Origin of the sequence: Thioclava sp. F36-6 (genome assembly GCF_002020305.1) — a bacterium.
Taxonomy (GTDB): Bacteria; Pseudomonadota; Alphaproteobacteria; order Rhodobacterales; family Rhodobacteraceae; genus Thioclava; species Thioclava sediminum.
The window spans coordinates 141,612-155,609 of sequence record NZ_MPZX01000004.1 but is presented as its reverse complement, the minus strand read 5'-3'; the positions used below and the strand labels follow the sequence as shown (position 1 = coordinate 155,609).

The 13,998-nt window shown below is 64.3% G+C and carries 18 protein-coding genes; 10 read left to right on the top strand and 8 right to left on the bottom strand.

Translation table 11 applies throughout. From position 1 onward, the window contains the following. Nucleotides 1-65: 65 nt before the first annotated feature. Nucleotides 66-1,010 carry an acetyl-CoA carboxylase, carboxyltransferase subunit beta gene (gene accD / locus BMI88_RS17945; protein ID WP_078550916.1) on the bottom strand — a complete coding sequence of 315 codons (945 nt, stop codon included), beginning with the start codon at nt 1,008-1,010 and terminating at the stop codon, nt 66-68. Nucleotides 1,011-1,076: 66 nt separating this feature from the next. After that, nucleotides 1,077-1,970 (bottom strand): type II CAAX endopeptidase family protein, encoded by an 894-nt coding sequence (locus BMI88_RS17940; RefSeq protein WP_078550915.1) that lies wholly within the window; start codon nt 1,968-1,970, stop codon nt 1,077-1,079. Between the two features lie 168 nt (nt 1,971-2,138). Here BMI88_RS17940 and BMI88_RS17935 point away from each other — a divergent pair, with 168 nt between their 5' ends. Next, on the top strand, nt 2,139-2,897 hold the full coding sequence (locus BMI88_RS17935; protein WP_075775250.1) for a TSUP family transporter: 759 nt from the start codon (nt 2,139-2,141) through the stop codon (nt 2,895-2,897). A 3-nt stretch (nt 2,898-2,900) separates the two neighbouring features. Here BMI88_RS17935 and BMI88_RS17930 read toward each other — a convergent pair whose 3' ends face one another. Further along, nucleotides 2,901-4,226, bottom strand: a complete 1,326-nt coding sequence (locus BMI88_RS17930; protein WP_078550914.1) for a FliI/YscN family ATPase — start codon at nt 4,224-4,226, stop codon at nt 2,901-2,903. 80 nt (nt 4,227-4,306) lie between these two features. Between BMI88_RS17930 and BMI88_RS17925 the strand changes: the two genes are divergently transcribed. From BMI88_RS17925 to BMI88_RS17885, 9 genes are read left to right on the top strand one after another with little or no spacing between them, the layout of a single operon-like run. Then, the gene (locus BMI88_RS17925) at nt 4,307-4,693 is read left to right on the top strand and encodes a FlgB family protein (protein ID WP_078522259.1); all 387 of its coding nucleotides are present in this window, start codon (nt 4,307-4,309) and stop codon (nt 4,691-4,693) included. Between the two features lie 2 nt (nt 4,694-4,695). Continuing rightward, nucleotides 4,696-5,088, top strand: coding sequence for a flagellar basal body rod protein FlgC (flgC, locus tag BMI88_RS17920; RefSeq protein WP_078550913.1), 393 nt, complete (start codon nt 4,696-4,698; stop codon nt 5,086-5,088). Between the two features lie 18 nt (nt 5,089-5,106). Continuing rightward, nucleotides 5,107-5,397 (top strand): flagellar hook-basal body complex protein FliE, encoded by a 291-nt coding sequence (fliE, locus tag BMI88_RS17915; RefSeq protein WP_078550912.1) that lies wholly within the window; start codon nt 5,107-5,109, stop codon nt 5,395-5,397. Beyond that, nucleotides 5,397-5,663: a flagellar biosynthetic protein FliQ gene (locus tag BMI88_RS17910; RefSeq protein ID WP_078522260.1), complete on the top strand. Its 267-nt coding sequence runs from the start codon at nt 5,397-5,399 to the stop codon at nt 5,661-5,663. The genes fliE and BMI88_RS17910 overlap by 1 nt, the downstream gene beginning before the upstream one ends. A gap of 1 nt (nt 5,664) precedes the next feature. After that, nucleotides 5,665-6,381: a flagellar hook-basal body complex protein gene (locus BMI88_RS17905; protein ID WP_078550911.1), complete on the top strand. Its 717-nt coding sequence runs from the start codon at nt 5,665-5,667 to the stop codon at nt 6,379-6,381. A gap of 15 nt (nt 6,382-6,396) precedes the next feature. Then, a complete protein-coding gene (flgG, locus tag BMI88_RS17900; protein WP_078550910.1) occupies nt 6,397-7,182 on the top strand; it encodes a flagellar basal-body rod protein FlgG in 786 nt (261 codons plus the stop codon). Then, nucleotides 7,182-7,607, top strand: coding sequence for a flagellar basal body P-ring formation chaperone FlgA (gene flgA / locus BMI88_RS17895; RefSeq protein WP_078550909.1), 426 nt, complete (start codon nt 7,182-7,184; stop codon nt 7,605-7,607). The genes flgG and flgA overlap by 1 nt, the downstream gene beginning before the upstream one ends. Before the next feature lie 10 nt (nt 7,608-7,617). Further along, entirely contained in the window at nt 7,618-8,343 is a 726-nt protein-coding gene (gene flgH, locus BMI88_RS17890) for a flagellar basal body L-ring protein FlgH (RefSeq protein ID WP_078551122.1), read from the top strand. A 9-nt stretch (nt 8,344-8,352) separates the two neighbouring features. After that, the gene (locus BMI88_RS17885) at nt 8,353-8,883 is read left to right on the top strand and encodes a flagellar basal body-associated FliL family protein (RefSeq protein ID WP_078550908.1); all 531 of its coding nucleotides are present in this window, start codon (nt 8,353-8,355) and stop codon (nt 8,881-8,883) included. A gap of 42 nt (nt 8,884-8,925) precedes the next feature. Here BMI88_RS17885 and BMI88_RS17880 read toward each other — a convergent pair whose 3' ends face one another. From BMI88_RS17880 to BMI88_RS17860, 5 genes are read right to left on the bottom strand one after another with little or no spacing between them, the layout of a single operon-like run. Continuing rightward, nucleotides 8,926-9,294, bottom strand: coding sequence for a hypothetical protein (locus BMI88_RS17880; protein ID WP_078550907.1), 369 nt, complete (start codon nt 9,292-9,294; stop codon nt 8,926-8,928). Further along, on the bottom strand, nt 9,282-10,373 hold the full coding sequence (locus tag BMI88_RS17875) for a flagellar type III secretion system protein FlhB (protein WP_078550906.1): 1,092 nt from the start codon (nt 10,371-10,373) through the stop codon (nt 9,282-9,284). The genes BMI88_RS17880 and BMI88_RS17875 overlap by 13 nt, the downstream gene beginning before the upstream one ends. Continuing rightward, nucleotides 10,370-11,158, bottom strand: coding sequence for a flagellar biosynthetic protein FliR (locus BMI88_RS17870; protein WP_078550905.1), 789 nt, complete (start codon nt 11,156-11,158; stop codon nt 10,370-10,372). Before BMI88_RS17870 ends, BMI88_RS17875 begins: the two co-directional genes overlap by 4 nt. Beyond that, entirely contained in the window at nt 11,155-13,239 is a 2,085-nt protein-coding gene (flhA, locus tag BMI88_RS17865) for a flagellar biosynthesis protein FlhA (protein WP_078550904.1), read from the bottom strand. The genes BMI88_RS17870 and flhA overlap by 4 nt, the downstream gene beginning before the upstream one ends. Further along, nucleotides 13,239-13,985, bottom strand: a complete 747-nt coding sequence (locus BMI88_RS17860; protein WP_078550903.1) for a transglycosylase SLT domain-containing protein — start codon at nt 13,983-13,985, stop codon at nt 13,239-13,241. Before BMI88_RS17860 ends, flhA begins: the two co-directional genes overlap by 1 nt. Nucleotides 13,986-13,998: the final 13 nt, after the last annotated feature.

Below are 13,998 nucleotides of genomic sequence, written 5' to 3'. Positions count from 1 at the left end.
CCGGGGAGGGGGCGCTGCCCCCGCGGCTGATGCCGCCCCCCGGGATATTTCAGCCAATACGAAGATCAGGTCTTGGGCTTCGCCTCGACCTCGGGAGCCGCCTCGGCGACGGCTGCCTCGGGCGCCTTCTCCGGCGCGGGCAGATCGCCCTTCACCGCCGGCGGCAGGTTCATCAGCATGCGCAGGATGGTGATCAGCTCGTCGCGCATCTTCATGCGATGCGTCACGCGGTCGAGCATCCCGTGATCCAGCAGATATTCGGCGCGCTGGAAGCCCTCGGGCAGCTTCTCGCGGATCGTCTGTTCGATCACGCGCGGGCCGGCGAAGCAGATCAGCGCGTTGGGCTCTGCGATATGCACGTCGCCCAGCATCGCGTAGGAGGCGGTCACGCCGCCCGTCGTCGGATGGGTCAGTACGACAATATAGGGCAGGCCCGCTTCTTTGAGCATCTGCACGGCGACGGTGGTGCGCGGCATCTGCATCAGCGACAGGATACCTTCCTGCATCCGTGCGCCGCCAGCCGCCGAGAACAGCACCAGCGGGCGTTTGAGCTTCACTGCGCGTTCGGCCGCCGCGATGATCGCGTTGCCGACATACATGCCCATCGAGCCGCCCATGAAGGTGAAGTCCTGCGCGGCCGCGACGATCGGCGTGCGCCCGATCTCGCCCTCGGCCACCAGCATCGCCTCTTTTTCGCCGGTCGATTTCTGCGCCGCCTTCATCCGGTCCGGATAGCGTTTCTGGTCCTTGAAATGCAGCGGGTCGGTGATCGGCTCGGGCACTTTCACTTCGGAGAAGATGCCGCCGTCGAACAGCGCCTCGAAGCGCACGCGGGGCGTGATCGCGAGGTGATGGTCGCAATTGGTGCAGACGTTCAGATTGTCCGACAGCTCCCGGTGGAACAGCATCGTCCCGCATTCGGGACATTTCGTCCAAAGGTTCTCGGGCACTTCGCGGCGCGAAAACAGCGAGTTAATCCGAGGACGGACGTAATTGGTGATCCAGTTCATCGTATGAGCCTCTCGCTGGGGCGGGTCGGTTTGGCTTGAAATACGCCGCCCCTGCACGAATTGCAATCAGACGCGGAGGGTGAGGCGGATCAACAACCACGCGATCAGCAGGTGCAGCATGTCCAGCAGAAGCCACGGCAAGAGGTCCCAAAGGTCGCGTGTGTTGATCACGATCGTGTAGAGCGCCAGCCCGTCGAGCTGGCCGTAGAAGCCGACGAGAAAAAGCGAGCCGAAGTTATTGGCGAAATGCAGCGCAAGGGCTGCGCCGAGATTGCCGGTCCGCGCGGTCAGGTCGCTCGCGAGGCAGCCGAAGCCGAAAGCCCAGAGCGCGGGCCAGAGCGCGTTGCTGCCATACGCGCCGGGCGAATAATGCAGCGCCCCGAACAGCGCCGAGGGCAGAACCATCCAGATCAGGGGGCTGCGCCAGCGCGCCGCGAGTTGCTGCAGGAGATAGCCGCGAAACAGCACCTCCTCGGTTGCGATCTGCACCCCCAGAAGCGGCAGCGCGATCGGTGCCCAGCTCAGCACATGCAGCAGCGGGTTGGAGCGCGCTGCGGCCTCGCTGAACTGGGTCAGCCCGAAGGAGAAAAGAGCGAAGAGCAGCAGAACCGGCAGCACCTTCGTGAAGGCGGCGAGGCTTCGCCGTCCGAACAGCGTTGCGGGCGCGCGGTGATGCAGGTGGCGGCTGACGACGATAGTCGCGATCAGAAGCGGCGCGAAACTCGCCAGCAGAATGGCGAGGCCACGCGGCGTCGAGCCATGGGCGATTTCCTGAAACAACCGAAGCATCGAGAAATCGTCGAGCATCGAGGAGAAGAACAGGATCATCGCCCAGCCGCTGAGCAGGTAGAAGGCGACGATCACGCCCAGACCCAGCATCCCGCGCCAGATCTGCGCATAGGGCTTCGCGGGGGCCGCGAACGCGTCGAGCGGCGCATATGGGTTCGTGCGCGCGATCACCGGGCGGGGCTCGCAAGTAGCGGAACGGCTGCAAGGGACAATTGGATCATCTGGGTCTTCCGCAAGGCTGAGCTTCGGTGATAGCGGCTGCGGCCCCGGTGAGGCAACGGCTTTACTTTTCGCGGCGCGGGCAGGACAAGAGGCGGCTGTCTTCTGACCGGGGTGCAAATGTTTGAACTTCCTCTCGATCTGGTGGTGATGCTGATCGGCGCGGCCTTCGCGGCGGGGGTAGTCGATTCCATCGCGGGTGGCGGTGGGCTGATCACGGTGCCTGCGCTTTTGCTGGCGGGCGTGCCGCCGGTGCAGTCGCTCGCGACGAACAAGATTCAAGGCACGTTCGGGGCAGCGACCGCGGCGATTTCCTATGCGGCCTCGGGCCATGTGGTGCTGCGAAAACAGCTACTGGCCGCGGTGATCGGGTTCCTTGGCGGGCTCGCGGGGGCGCTTCTCGTGTCGCGCATCCCGACCGACAAGATCGAGATCGCCCTGCCGTTCATCCTTGTCGCGATCGCCGCGTTTTTCGCCTTGCGGCCCGGTTTGGATGACACGGATCGGGTGCAGCGTATTCGGCCCGGCCTGTTCACCGCCGCCTTCGTGCCGGTTATCGGCTTTTACGACGGGTTGATCGGGCCGGGGACGGGGTCGTTCTTCATGATCGGTTTCGTGACGCTGGCGGGATACGGCGTGCTCAAGGCGACGGCGCATACGAAACTGCTGAATTTCTCGTCGAATATCGGGGGGCTGACGGGGTTCCTGCTGGTCGGCTCGCCGCTCTGGGTGCTCGGCATCGCGATGGGGCTGGCGCAGATCGCTGGGGCGCGGCTGGGCTCGCGGCTTGCGATGCGGGTGGGCGCGCGGCTGATCAAGCCGCTGCTGGTGACGACCTCGACGCTGCTGGCCGCGAAGCTGCTTTGGGACCTGATGTAAGCACTATCCCGGCACCTGCGACAGGATCGTGCGCAGCCGCGCGAAACTGCCCGCGATGCCCTCGGGGGCGGGTTCGGCAATGAAGGCATCCAGCTCGGGCCAGACCTTGATCGCCGCGTCGATGCGCGGGTCCGAGCCTTCCGCATAAAGCCCCGCCTGAATCATCATCTCGGCCCGGTCATAGGCGCCAAGCAGGCTGCGCGCCTTGCCGATCAGCCGGTTTTCCTCGGGATCCGCCGCGTCGGGCAGCGAGCGCGAGACCGAACGCAGCATGTTGATCGCTGGGAAGCGCCCACGCTCCGCAATCTCGCGCTCCAGCACGACATGGCCGTCGAGCACGCCGCGCAGGATATCGGCGATCGGCTCGTCCATATCGGAACCTGCCACCAGAACCGAGAACACGCCGGTGATGTCGCCCTGACCCTCGGCGCCGGGACCCGCGCGCTCGCCCAAGGCCATGATCTGATAGGAGGTCGAGGGCGGATAGCCGCGCAGCGAGGCGGGCTCGCCCCCGGCCAAAGCGACTTCGCGATGGGCTTCGGCAAAGCGCGTGATCGAGTCTGCGAGGAATAGCACATGCTGGCCCGCGTCGCGGAAATGCTCGGCCACGGCCATCGCGGCCCAGGCGCATCGGCGGCGCACCAGCGGCGACTGATCCGAGGTTGCGGCGACGATCACCGCGCGGGCCATTCCCGCCGGGCCGAGGGTCTTTTCGACGAATTCCCGCAACTCCCGGCCGCGTTCGCCGATCAGCGCGATGACGACGATATCGGCAGATACCCCGCGTGCGAAACTCGCCAATAGCGAGGATTTCCCGACGCCCGATCCCGCGAAAAGGCCGACCCTTTGGCCTTGGACCAGCGGCAACATCGTGTCGAAGGCGGCAAGTGACGTCTCCAACCGACCGCCCAACCGCTTGCGCTGGGCGGCAGGCGGAGGGCTTGCGCGCAATTCGCGCTCGCGCGCGCCGTGGATCAGTGGCCGCGCGTCGAGCGGCTTTCCGAACGGGTCGATGATGCGCCCGACCCAGCTGTCATGCGGGGCGATCCCGCCCTGACCGAGCAGCTCCACCTCGTCGTCGATCGCCACGCCATCGGCGGCTCCATCGGGCAGCACCGTGACCTCCCCGCGCGTCAGCGACAGAACTTCCGCGCCGATCTCGCGACCGCTTTGGCAGCGAATCGTCGCGCGGTCGCCGAGGGCCGCCGAACGGGCCAGACCGCTGACCTCGATCATCCCGCGCCGCACCTCGCGCACGCGCCCGACCGCATGGGCGCTGGCGATACCGCGCATTTCGGCGCGCAACAGGTCGAATCCCGCAAATGCCATTCTGGCCTCCGATGTTCTCGAAACGTTTTCTAAACGATTCGCTCTTAAAGCTTGGTTGATAGCTCGGAGGAGAAGCCCCGATGTTCGAGAAGATTGAGATCATGAAAATGGCCAGCGCGATGGCCACCCACGCCGCAGCCCGCCAGAACGCGGTTGCGGAGAATATCGCCAATGCGGACACGCCCGGCTATGCGGCGCGTGACCTGCCGGCTTTCGAAGACCTCTATCGTAGCGAGGGTGGCGGCGCTCTGCGGGCGACGCGGTCGGGTCACATCGACGCCTCGGCGACGATCACCACCGCGCCCGAGGTGATCGCCTCTCCCGGTGTCACCTCGCCCGACGGGAATTCGGTCTCGCTCGAAGAAGAGATGGTCCGCTCGGTCGAGGTGAAACGCGAGCATGACCTGTCGCTCGCGATCTACCGCTCTTCGCTCAACATCCTGCGCAGTTCGCTCGGGAGGGGCTGAAGATGAGCGATTTTACCCAATCCATGGCGCTGTCCGCCTCAGGCATGAAGGCGCAGGCGATGCGGCTTCGGCACAGCTCCGAGAATATCGCGAATGCCGATACGCCCGGCTATCACCGCAAGATCGCGGCTTTCGAGAAGGTCGTCTCCGAAGGCGCTTCCACCGGAGAGGTCACCCTTGGCCCGGTGCGGCTCGACCGATCCGAACTCACCCAAATCTACGAACCTGGCCATCCGATGGCCGACGAGAACGGCTATCACGACGGCTCGAATGTCGATCTGGTGGTCGAAATCGCTGACGCGCGCGAAGCGCAGCGCAGCTACGAGGCGAATTTGCGCATGTTCGATCAGGCCCGGCAAATGTCGGCCTCCCTGCTCGAACTGCTTCGCCGCTAAGGACCGAGGAGATCTAGAATGGATTTTAACACCTCCCTTGCAACGCAAAGCTACGCCCAGGCCCGGGCAGCTGTCCCGCCGGAAGCGGGCGGTTCCGGGCCGGGCTCCCTTTTCGAACAGGCGGCGAACTCATTCGTCGATGCGGTCAAGGCGGGCGAAGACACTGCCAAAGCCGCGATGGCGGGACAGGCTGATCCGCATGCGCTGGTGCAGGCGCTCGCCCAGACGGAACTCGCGATCGAGACGGCGGTGACCGTCCGCAACAAGGTCGTCGAGGCCTATCAGGAAATTCTCAGGATGCCGGTCTGATGCAGGACGCGATTTTCTTCGACACGCTCCGGCAGGGCTTGTGGATCGCCGTGCTGATCGCGGCGCCGCTCCTGTCGGTCGCGCTGGTCGCGGGGGTCACGATCGGCCTCTTTCAGGCGCTGACCTCGGTGCAGGAAATGACGCTGACTTTCGTGCCCAAAGTGGGGGCGATGCTCGTCGTGTTCTGGGTGTCGATGAGCTTCATGTCGGAAAAGCTGGTGGAGTTCTTTACCCGCACCATCCTGCCGATCGTCGCCGGGGGCTAAGATGGATAACGCAATCTATACCACCCTCACGCGGCAATCCGGCCTGATGCGCGAAATGCGGACGCTTGCGAACAATATCGCGAATGTCTCGACCACGGGCTTCCGGCGCGAGGGCGTGATTTTCTCCGAGTATCTCTCGGGGCTGGAGGGCAACGAACCCTCGCTGTCGATGGCGCGGGCGCATGGTCGGCTGATCGATCGAAGCCAAGGCGGGCTGACCCAGACAGGCGGCACCTTCGATTTCGCGATCGAGGGCGAGGGGTTCTTCATGATCGAGACCCCGCAGGGCAATCAGCTCACGCGGGCTGGCAGTTTCATCCCGTCGGCTGAAGGCGAGTTGCTTACGCCCGACGGGTACCGGCTGCTCGATTCCGGCGGTACGCCGGTCGCAATCCCCTCGGGGGCGACTTCGGTCGCGCTCGCCGCCGATGGCACACTTTCGAACAACGGCCAGCCTATCGCGCAGGTCGGCGTCTACCTTCCCACCGATCCCAATGAATTGCGCCATGTCGGCGGCACTCGCTTCACCGCAGAGGCCGGGGCCGAACCGGTGGAGGGCGCGGTTCTGATGCAGGGGTATCTCGAAGACAGCAACGTCGATCCGATCACCGAGATCGCGCGCATGATCGAGGTCCAGCGCGCCTACGAGATGGGCCAGGCCTTTCTCGAACGCGAAGACGAACGAATCCGCGGCGTCATCCAGACGCTCGCCCGATAACAGGAGGCCCAGGACATGAGAGCGCTTCAGATCGCAGCCACCGGCATGAGCGCGCAGCAGATGCGCGTCGAGGTGATTTCCAACAACCTCGCGAACATGTCGACCACTGGCTACAACGCGCGCCGCGCCGAGTTCGCCGATCTGCATTACCAGCAGATGACCCGCCCCGGCACGATCAACGCGACCGATGGCACGACCATCCCCGCCGGGGTGCAGCTTGGCCTCGGGGTGCGCCCGACTGCCGTGACGGTCAACATCGCGCAAGGCTCTCTCAGCGCGACGGGCGGCGATCTGGACCTCGCGATCGACGGCAATGGCTATCTCGAGGTGACGCTGCCCTCGGGCATCTCCGCTTACACGCGTGACGGTGGGCTCAAGCGCAATGGGACCGGCCAGATCGTGACCTCTGACGGCTACCCGGTCGTGCCCGAGATCACCATTCCGAACGACGCGCGCGCCGTGGCGATCAACGCGCAAGGCGAGGTTTATGCCTATTTCAGCAATCAGGTCGCGCCGCAGCTTCTCGGCCAGTTCACCTTGGCGAATTTCTCAAACCAAAAGGGGCTGGAGGCGATTGGCTCGAACCTGTTTCTCGAAACCGGGGCCTCGGGGCCGCCCAATGTGAATACGCCCGGCGCGGATGAGTTGGGCACGCTGCGGCAGGGGTATCTGGAGGAAAGCTCGGTCGATCCGGTGCGCGAGATCACAGAGCTGATCAAGGCGCAGCGCGGCTACGAGTTGAACGCGAAGGTCATTTCCGCCGCCGATCAGATGCTTGGCGCGACGACGCAGGTGCGGTGATGCTGAGGTGGGCGATCCTGATTGCGGTATCCGGTCTTCTGCCGGGCAAGGTCTTGGCGGACACGCTCGTCGCGCTGCACACTATGCGCGCCCGGACAATCGTCGCCCCCGCAGATGTCGGGCTGCAACCGGGCGAGGTGGTCGGGGCGTTGACCGGGCCGGAGGAGGCGATCGGCCTCGAGACGCGCGGGGTGATCTATGCCGGTCGCCCGATCCGAGCCCGCGATCTGGGGCAGCCCGCCATTGTCGAGCGCAATCAGATCATCCCGCTGCTGTTCCGCCGCGGCTCGCTGGAGATCCGAACCGAAGGCCGCGCGCTCGATCGGGCCGGCATCGGTGAGACGATCCGCGTGATGAACGCCGCTTCGAAAACCGTGGTCTCCGCGACGCTTGGCGCTGACGGAACTGCCCATGTTGCCCCATGAGGAATTCGCGATGAAATCTCCTGCCCTGTTGCTTTTGTCGATCACGCTCATCGCCTGCGGGCGGCTCGAGCAGGTCGGTAAGGCGCCCGGATTCACGCCGATGGAAGGCGGGAACGAGTTCTACGCCATGGCCTCCTCACCACTGCCCGTCACGACGGAGGCGCGCAGCCCCGAACAAGAAGCCTCTCTTTGGTCAGGTGCGCGCAACTCGCTGTTGGGCGACCCACGCGCCGCCAAGCGGGGCGATATCCTCACCGTCGTGATTGAGATTAACGATAAGGCCGAGATCTCGAATTCGACGGGCCGCTCGCGCAGCGGATCGGATACGATGGGGGTGACCTCGATGCTAGGCATTCCGCAGCGGATCGACAAGCGCCTGCCAGACGGGGCGAGCATGGCCGACGCCGTCTCGACCAATTCGAATTCGACCTATTCCGGCGACGGGCAGGTATCGCGCAACGAGAAACTGACCCTGCGCGTGGCCGCAACGATCATCGAGACGCTCCCGAATGGCGTGTTGCGCATTCAGGGCAGCCAGGAGGTACGGGTGAATTTCGAGGTGCGCGAGCTGATCGTCACCGGTTTCGTGCGCCCCGCCGATGTGAGCCGCCAGAACGAGATCACCTATGACAAGATCGCTGGCGCGCGGATTTCCTATGGCGGGCGCGGGCAGATCACCGATGTGCAGCAGCCGCGCTATGGCCAACAGATCGCCGATATTCTCCTGCCCTTCTGAGGTTCCGTAATGCTTGGTAAACTCCTCCCGCTTCTCCTCGGTCTGATCGGCCTCGCCGGCGGCGGCGCGGCAGGATATTTCCTGCGTCCCGCCCCACCGCCCGCAGAACATCCCACAGACCCGGCCGCTGCGGAGGCGGCAGCAGGAGATCACGGAGCCGCACCAGAGGCTCATGGGGCCCCGGCCGCCGCCGATCATGGGGGCGAGGGCGATGTCACCTCCGAATTCGTCAAGCTCAACAACCAGTTCATCGTGCCGCTGGTAACCGAGTCGCGCATCTCCGGCATGGTCATCCTGTCGCTTAGCCTCGAGGTGACGGTCGGTGAGACCGAGGCCGTCTACCGCGCCGAGCCGAAACTGCGCGATGCGTTTCTGCAGGTGCTCTTCGATCACGCGAATACGGGGGGATTTCAGGGCCTGTTCACGGACTCCGCGAACATGTCGCGCCTGCGCCGGGCTCTGACCGAGACCGCGCGTAGTATCTTGGGTCCCGGTGTCCTTGCGGTCTTGGTCTCCGATATCGTGCGTCAGGACAGCTAGGTCCGATCCGCGATACCTGTGAGAGACGAGAGATCCCGTGCCTCAGCGCGGCGCGCCGCGTTTCGGGTGACCAAGTTTCGTGACAATGTCATGGCGGCCCACCGCGCGCGCGGTTGCGCCATGCTGCGCAGCAAGCGCGGGGTCGAGCTCCTTCCGCGCGGCGCGTAGCCGCGTGTCTTCCAGCGACAGGTAGCGCAGATAGGCGAGGGTGTTTTGCCCCGAGGCTGGTTCCTGCGCGAGCGTCTCCCGGGTCGACCGATCCTCTGCCTGTAGGCTGGCAATTCGCGCATCGAGCGCGCGCGCCCGGGCGTTCAGCCGTGCGAGCGCAGCCAACTCCGCCTCCCGCTGCATACGGGTCAATCGGGCGAGCGCCGCCAGCCGCTTTACCTGCAATTTGCTCATTTGCGCCATGCCGCACCTCCGCGGGCCGCCTTGCGCATCTTCTCCGCAAAGCGGATCGCCGCCGCCACGGGTTTGTAATGCTCCGGCCGGATTTCCTCGCCGATCTCGATCGCCGCGAACAGCGCCCGCGCGGTCGGCGGGTCCGAATGCACGGGCACCGCATTTTCCGCCGCGATCTCGCGGATCCGCGCCGCGATCGCATCGACCCCTTTCGACAGGCAGACCGGCGCACGACCCGAGGCGCGATCCCATTTCAGCGCGACCGCGTAATGGGTTGGGTTGACGATCACGACATCGGCCTTGGCGGTGTCGGGAACCGATTGCCGCATCGCAAGCTCCATCCCCTTCTGACGTCGCTGTGCCTTCAGATGAGGATCGCCTTCGGATTGCTTCATTTCGTCGGTCAATTCCTTGCGCGTCATCCGGTTGCGGCGCAGGAATTCGGACCGCTGCCAAAGATAGTCGATCGCGCCCATCGTGGCGGCGAGGGCAGTGACGATCATCAGAAACTCGGCGATCATCCGAAACAGCAATCCCACGATCTGCACCGGTTCGAGACGCTGCGTGAGCAAAATCAGATCGGCGCGCGCCCTGAGGTAAACGAAAAGAATCGTCGCGATCACCGCGAGTTTCGTCGCGCTCTTGGCGAATTCGAACAGCCCGCTGCGTCCGAATTTCTGCGCAGCATTCTTCAGCGGATTGATCCGGCTGAGCTTTGGCTGGATCTTGTCGGGCGCGACCACGATCGCGCGTTGTGCCCAGTAGGCGACGAGCGCGGCGATCATCGGCACCACGAAAAACGGCGCGAGCGGCAGGAGCAGCGTGCCGATAATCCGTCCGCCCAGGGCCGTCCCGCCACCAAGAAACTGCGCGGCCATCTCATCGGCGCGATCCAGCATCGCCATCGCCCCGCTGCCGAACCGCGTCACGCTGTAGATACCTAGGCCGAGCAGTGTCGCGAGAAAACTGCCATAGACTGCGGCCACGGAAATCTCGGTCGAGCGCACCAGATCGCCCTTGCGCCGCGCTTCCGCCAACTTCTGCGGGGTTGGATCGAATTCCTTTTCGCCGGCGTCGTCTTCGCTCATTGCACCGTTCCGAACGGGTTGCCGAGGAAGGCCATGACCGCCTCGCGCCAGATCGCGATGGCAGTGGGCGCGCAGAGGGCAAGCAGGATCAGGCCGCCTGCCGTGAGTGCCGGGGCCCCGACGAACGCGACCATCAGCTGCGGCATGGCTCGGTTAATCGCGCCAAGCGCGATGTTGTAAATCAGCCCGGTGACCGCGAAGGGGGCGGCGAGCGTGAAAGCGAGCGAAAACGCATGCGCGACACCCGAGACGCCCCAGCGCCGCAGCGCATCCGGATCGGGCCATTCGCCCACCGGTAACACCTGATAGGTGCCGATCAGAAACTCGATGAGATGGACGTGAAATCCGAGACTCATCAGCACCGCGATTCCGGCGATCAGCAGGACATTTCCGATTGCGGGTTGCGGTTCCCCGCCCATTCCGCCGAGCAGCTGGGAGAGCGAACTCGACTGCGCCGCCATTGTGCCCGCGTTTTGCAGAGCGAAGACAAAGGTGCGCAATCCGAAGCCAAGAAAGAGGCCGATTGCGATTTCCGAGGTGAGCCAGAGCGGCAAAGCGGTCCCTTGGTTGAAACTGGCGAGCGTCGGCGCGAGTGCCGGAACCGTCACCAGGGTTATCGCGAGGGCGACCCCCGTCTTGATCCGCGCCGGCAGGCTCGTTTCGCCAAAGCCCGGGGCCATGGCGACAATCCCGCCCACCCGTAGCAAGATAATGAAACCTATGAACAAAAAGCTTCGTGCTTGTTGCAGGATCTCGCTTAGCAGATCGAGGAGCGACGGGCTCATGCGGGGACCTGTCCGACCATCGCGGGCCGCGCCTCCAGGCCGATTTCTTCGTAGCTCAGGACCGGCGCGTTCAGCCCTTTCGCGTTGATGACCGTACGCAAAAACCGCCGCCTGCGCCCTGACGAGACCAGTGCCGGGAACGTCCCCGCTTGGGCCGCCCCGGCGAGTTTCTCTGCGATATTCGCCGCCAGCTTGTTGAACAGGTCAGGTGGCAAGGCGACATCGCTGCCCGCCTCGCCCCCGATCGTGTATTTTCCAAAGCGTTCCTCCCAATCGGGGGCCAATTGGATCAGGGGGATCGTGCCGTCCTCGCGACGCAGATCGGCGACGAGCTGGAAGCCGAGGCGCTGCCGCACATGTTCGCAGATCTGCTCGGGGCTTTGCAGGTGGCGCGCCTCCGAGATGGCCTCGACGATCAGCAGAAGGTTGCGGATCGAGACCCGTTCATCGAGCAGTAGTCTTAAAACCGAAAGAAGCAGATCGATCGGCACCTTGTCGGGAATGAGCTCGTCGAGAACGCGTCGATTGGCCTGTGCGCGTGTCGGATCGGAGAGGTTCGCGACTTCGTCGAGCAGCCGCCGCAGCGCCCGCAACGTCATCAGCCGAGAGAAATTCGCCTTGATCACTTCGAGAAGATGCGTCGCGAGCACCTCCGTCGGCCCGACCACGGTTGAGCCGGCAAGCGCCGCGTCTTCCTGCTGATGGGCGGGCACCCAAAGCGCGGGCGCGTGGAACACCGGTTCGCGGACCTCCTCGCCGTCGGGCAGGAACTCGCGATTGTCCGCGATCAGCGCAAGAACATGCTCCGGCATCAGCCGATCGCGCGCCTGCTCCACCCCCTGAACGCGGATGCGATAGTGACCGGGCGGCAAGGTTGCGTCATCGGTCAGCCGAATTTCAGGGAGGATCAATCCGAAATTCGCCGCGACGTGATTGCGCATGTTGGATATGCGCGCGTCCAGACCCGTCGCCGGATCGAGCGCCATCTTGACCAGATCCGGGGCGAATTCGACATGGATATCGTCGATGTCGAGCACGTCACCCATCGATTTCTGCTTCGGCCCTGTCTCCGGCGCAGGCATTTTCATCGCCTCGCGCCGTGCACGCGCCCGTTCGGCGCGCCGCAGCATATAGGCTGCCGTGCCGAGGATGACGGCCCCCGCGGTGAAAGGCACGAAGGGGAGGCCCGGCACGAGACCGAAAAGCGCCATCAAGACCGCAACGGTGGTCAGGGCGGCCGGGTATTTACCAAGCTGGCGGAACAACTCCAGATCGGTGGAGCCTTTCGCCCCTCCACGCGACAGCAAGATGGCCGCTGCAATCGAGATGATGACCGCCGGTATCTGACTGACGAGGCCGTCGCCGACCGTGAGGATCGCATAGGTTTCAAGCGCGCGATCGAGCGGCATTCCATGCACGACGGTGCCGATAAGCAGCCCGACCACGAGGTTGAGCATCGTGATTAACAACCCAGCAACCGCGTCCCCTTTGACGAATTTGGATGCCCCGTCGAGTGAGCCGAAAAAGGTGGTTTCCGCCTGCTCGCGTTCGCGCCGCTCTCGCGCTTCGGCATGGTCGATCGCGCCCGCATTCATGTCGCTGTCGATCGCGAGCTGCTTACCCGGCATCGCGTCGAGCGCGAAGCGCGCGCCGACCTCGGCCATGCGCCCCGCGCCTTTGGTGATCACGATGAAATTCACGATCAGGATCACGCAGAACACGACCAGCCCGATCAGGACCGAGCCGCTCATGATGAAATTCGCGAACCCTTCGATAACGCCGCCCGCCGCACCCGTGCCCGTGTGTCCGTTTCCGATGATGAGTTTCGTCGAGGTAACGTTGAGTGACAGCCGCAGCATGAGCGTCGCAAGGAGAATGGTAGGAAAGGCGGAGAAATCGAGCGGACGTTCGATGAAGAGGGTGACGGTGAAGATCAGGATCGCGAGGGCGAAAGAGGTGGCGAGACCAATATCGAGAATCCAGGAGGGCACCGGCAGGATCATCATCGCGATGACCGCCATCAGCGCGAGCGCCAATAGGATCGTTGGCTGAAACGCGCGTTGCACGAGCGGAGCCGCCATCACATCCCTCGCGCTTTCCGCGCCGCACGCGCGAACAGGGAGGCGCCCGGGGCACCGCCCGGCCGGGGCGGCTCTGCGTCTTTCGACCTGAGCAGAAGTGGGTAGCCGTTCCCTCGGCGTTGTGCTTGGGACGCGCTTTGTGCCAGCACGATGTAGGGAATATCAGGCAATGGACTGGCCGCGGCGGCGGAAGTGGTCATCACGTCTTTCGGGCCGCTTCTGCCTTCGAGTTTCGCGTAAAATCGGGCAAAGCGTGTCGAATAGCTTTTCGCATGCTCGGGCGTGCGCGAGTGATAGGCGCCCGCCGCCCTCTTCCAGTCACCGCTTTCTGCGTAGAGCGATTTCAGAAACTGTGCCGCGTATCGAGCGTTTTCCAACGGGTCGAACATTTCTTCGATCGATGAGAAATGCTGCCCGTGCCATTTGAAATTGATCTGGAAACAGCCGACGTCGAAGCTTCGCGCGCCGCGTCTGAATTCCTTGAAAACGTAAGCGAGCGCCAAATCCCGGCTGTCGAACCAATGCCCAGCGCCTTCCATATTCACGGTCCACGGCCACGGCTCGAAGCCACCCGCGCCTTTGCGTCCGGTCTCATTTAGCGAGATCGCCATGAGCACCGCATAAGGAACGCCGCTTTCGCGCGAGGCTTGCTTCGCGGCGGCCTCGCATAGCTGGGGTTGCCCCGCCGCGGATAGCGGAACGAGGGTTAGACAGAGGACATACAGAGCCCGCCAAAGCCAAGACATGGGATTTTCCCTT

Bases quoted from the DNA above. Each gene is read 5' to 3' on its own strand.
- accD (WP_078550916.1), bottom strand. From the start codon at position 1,010: ATGAACTGGATCACCAATTACGTCCGTCCTCGGATTAACTCGCTGTTT.
- BMI88_RS17935 (WP_075775250.1), top strand. From the start codon at position 2,139: ATGTTTGAACTTCCTCTCGATCTGGTGGTGATGCTGATCGGCGCGGCC.
- BMI88_RS17930 (WP_078550914.1), bottom strand. From the start codon at position 4,226: ATGGCATTTGCGGGATTCGACCTGTTGCGCGCCGAAATGCGCGGTATC.
- BMI88_RS17925 (WP_078522259.1), top strand. From the start codon at position 4,307: ATGTTCGAGAAGATTGAGATCATGAAAATGGCCAGCGCGATGGCCACC.
- flgC (WP_078550913.1), top strand. From the start codon at position 4,696: ATGAGCGATTTTACCCAATCCATGGCGCTGTCCGCCTCAGGCATGAAG.
- fliE (WP_078550912.1), top strand. From the start codon at position 5,107: ATGGATTTTAACACCTCCCTTGCAACGCAAAGCTACGCCCAGGCCCGG.
- BMI88_RS17910 (WP_078522260.1), top strand. From the start codon at position 5,397: ATGCAGGACGCGATTTTCTTCGACACGCTCCGGCAGGGCTTGTGGATC.
- BMI88_RS17905 (WP_078550911.1), top strand. From the start codon at position 5,665: ATGGATAACGCAATCTATACCACCCTCACGCGGCAATCCGGCCTGATG.
- flgG (WP_078550910.1), top strand. From the start codon at position 6,397: ATGAGAGCGCTTCAGATCGCAGCCACCGGCATGAGCGCGCAGCAGATG.
- flgA (WP_078550909.1), top strand. From the start codon at position 7,182: ATGCTGAGGTGGGCGATCCTGATTGCGGTATCCGGTCTTCTGCCGGGC.
- flgH (WP_078551122.1), top strand. From the start codon at position 7,618: ATGAAATCTCCTGCCCTGTTGCTTTTGTCGATCACGCTCATCGCCTGC.
- BMI88_RS17885 (WP_078550908.1), top strand. From the start codon at position 8,353: ATGCTTGGTAAACTCCTCCCGCTTCTCCTCGGTCTGATCGGCCTCGCC.
- BMI88_RS17880 (WP_078550907.1), bottom strand. From the start codon at position 9,294: ATGGCGCAAATGAGCAAATTGCAGGTAAAGCGGCTGGCGGCGCTCGCC.
- BMI88_RS17875 (WP_078550906.1), bottom strand. From the start codon at position 10,373: ATGAGCGAAGACGACGCCGGCGAAAAGGAATTCGATCCAACCCCGCAG.
- BMI88_RS17870 (WP_078550905.1), bottom strand. From the start codon at position 11,158: ATGAGCCCGTCGCTCCTCGATCTGCTAAGCGAGATCCTGCAACAAGCA.
- flhA (WP_078550904.1), bottom strand. From the start codon at position 13,239: ATGGCGGCTCCGCTCGTGCAACGCGCGTTTCAGCCAACGATCCTATTG.
- BMI88_RS17860 (WP_078550903.1), bottom strand. From the start codon at position 13,985: ATGTCTTGGCTTTGGCGGGCTCTGTATGTCCTCTGTCTAACCCTCGTT.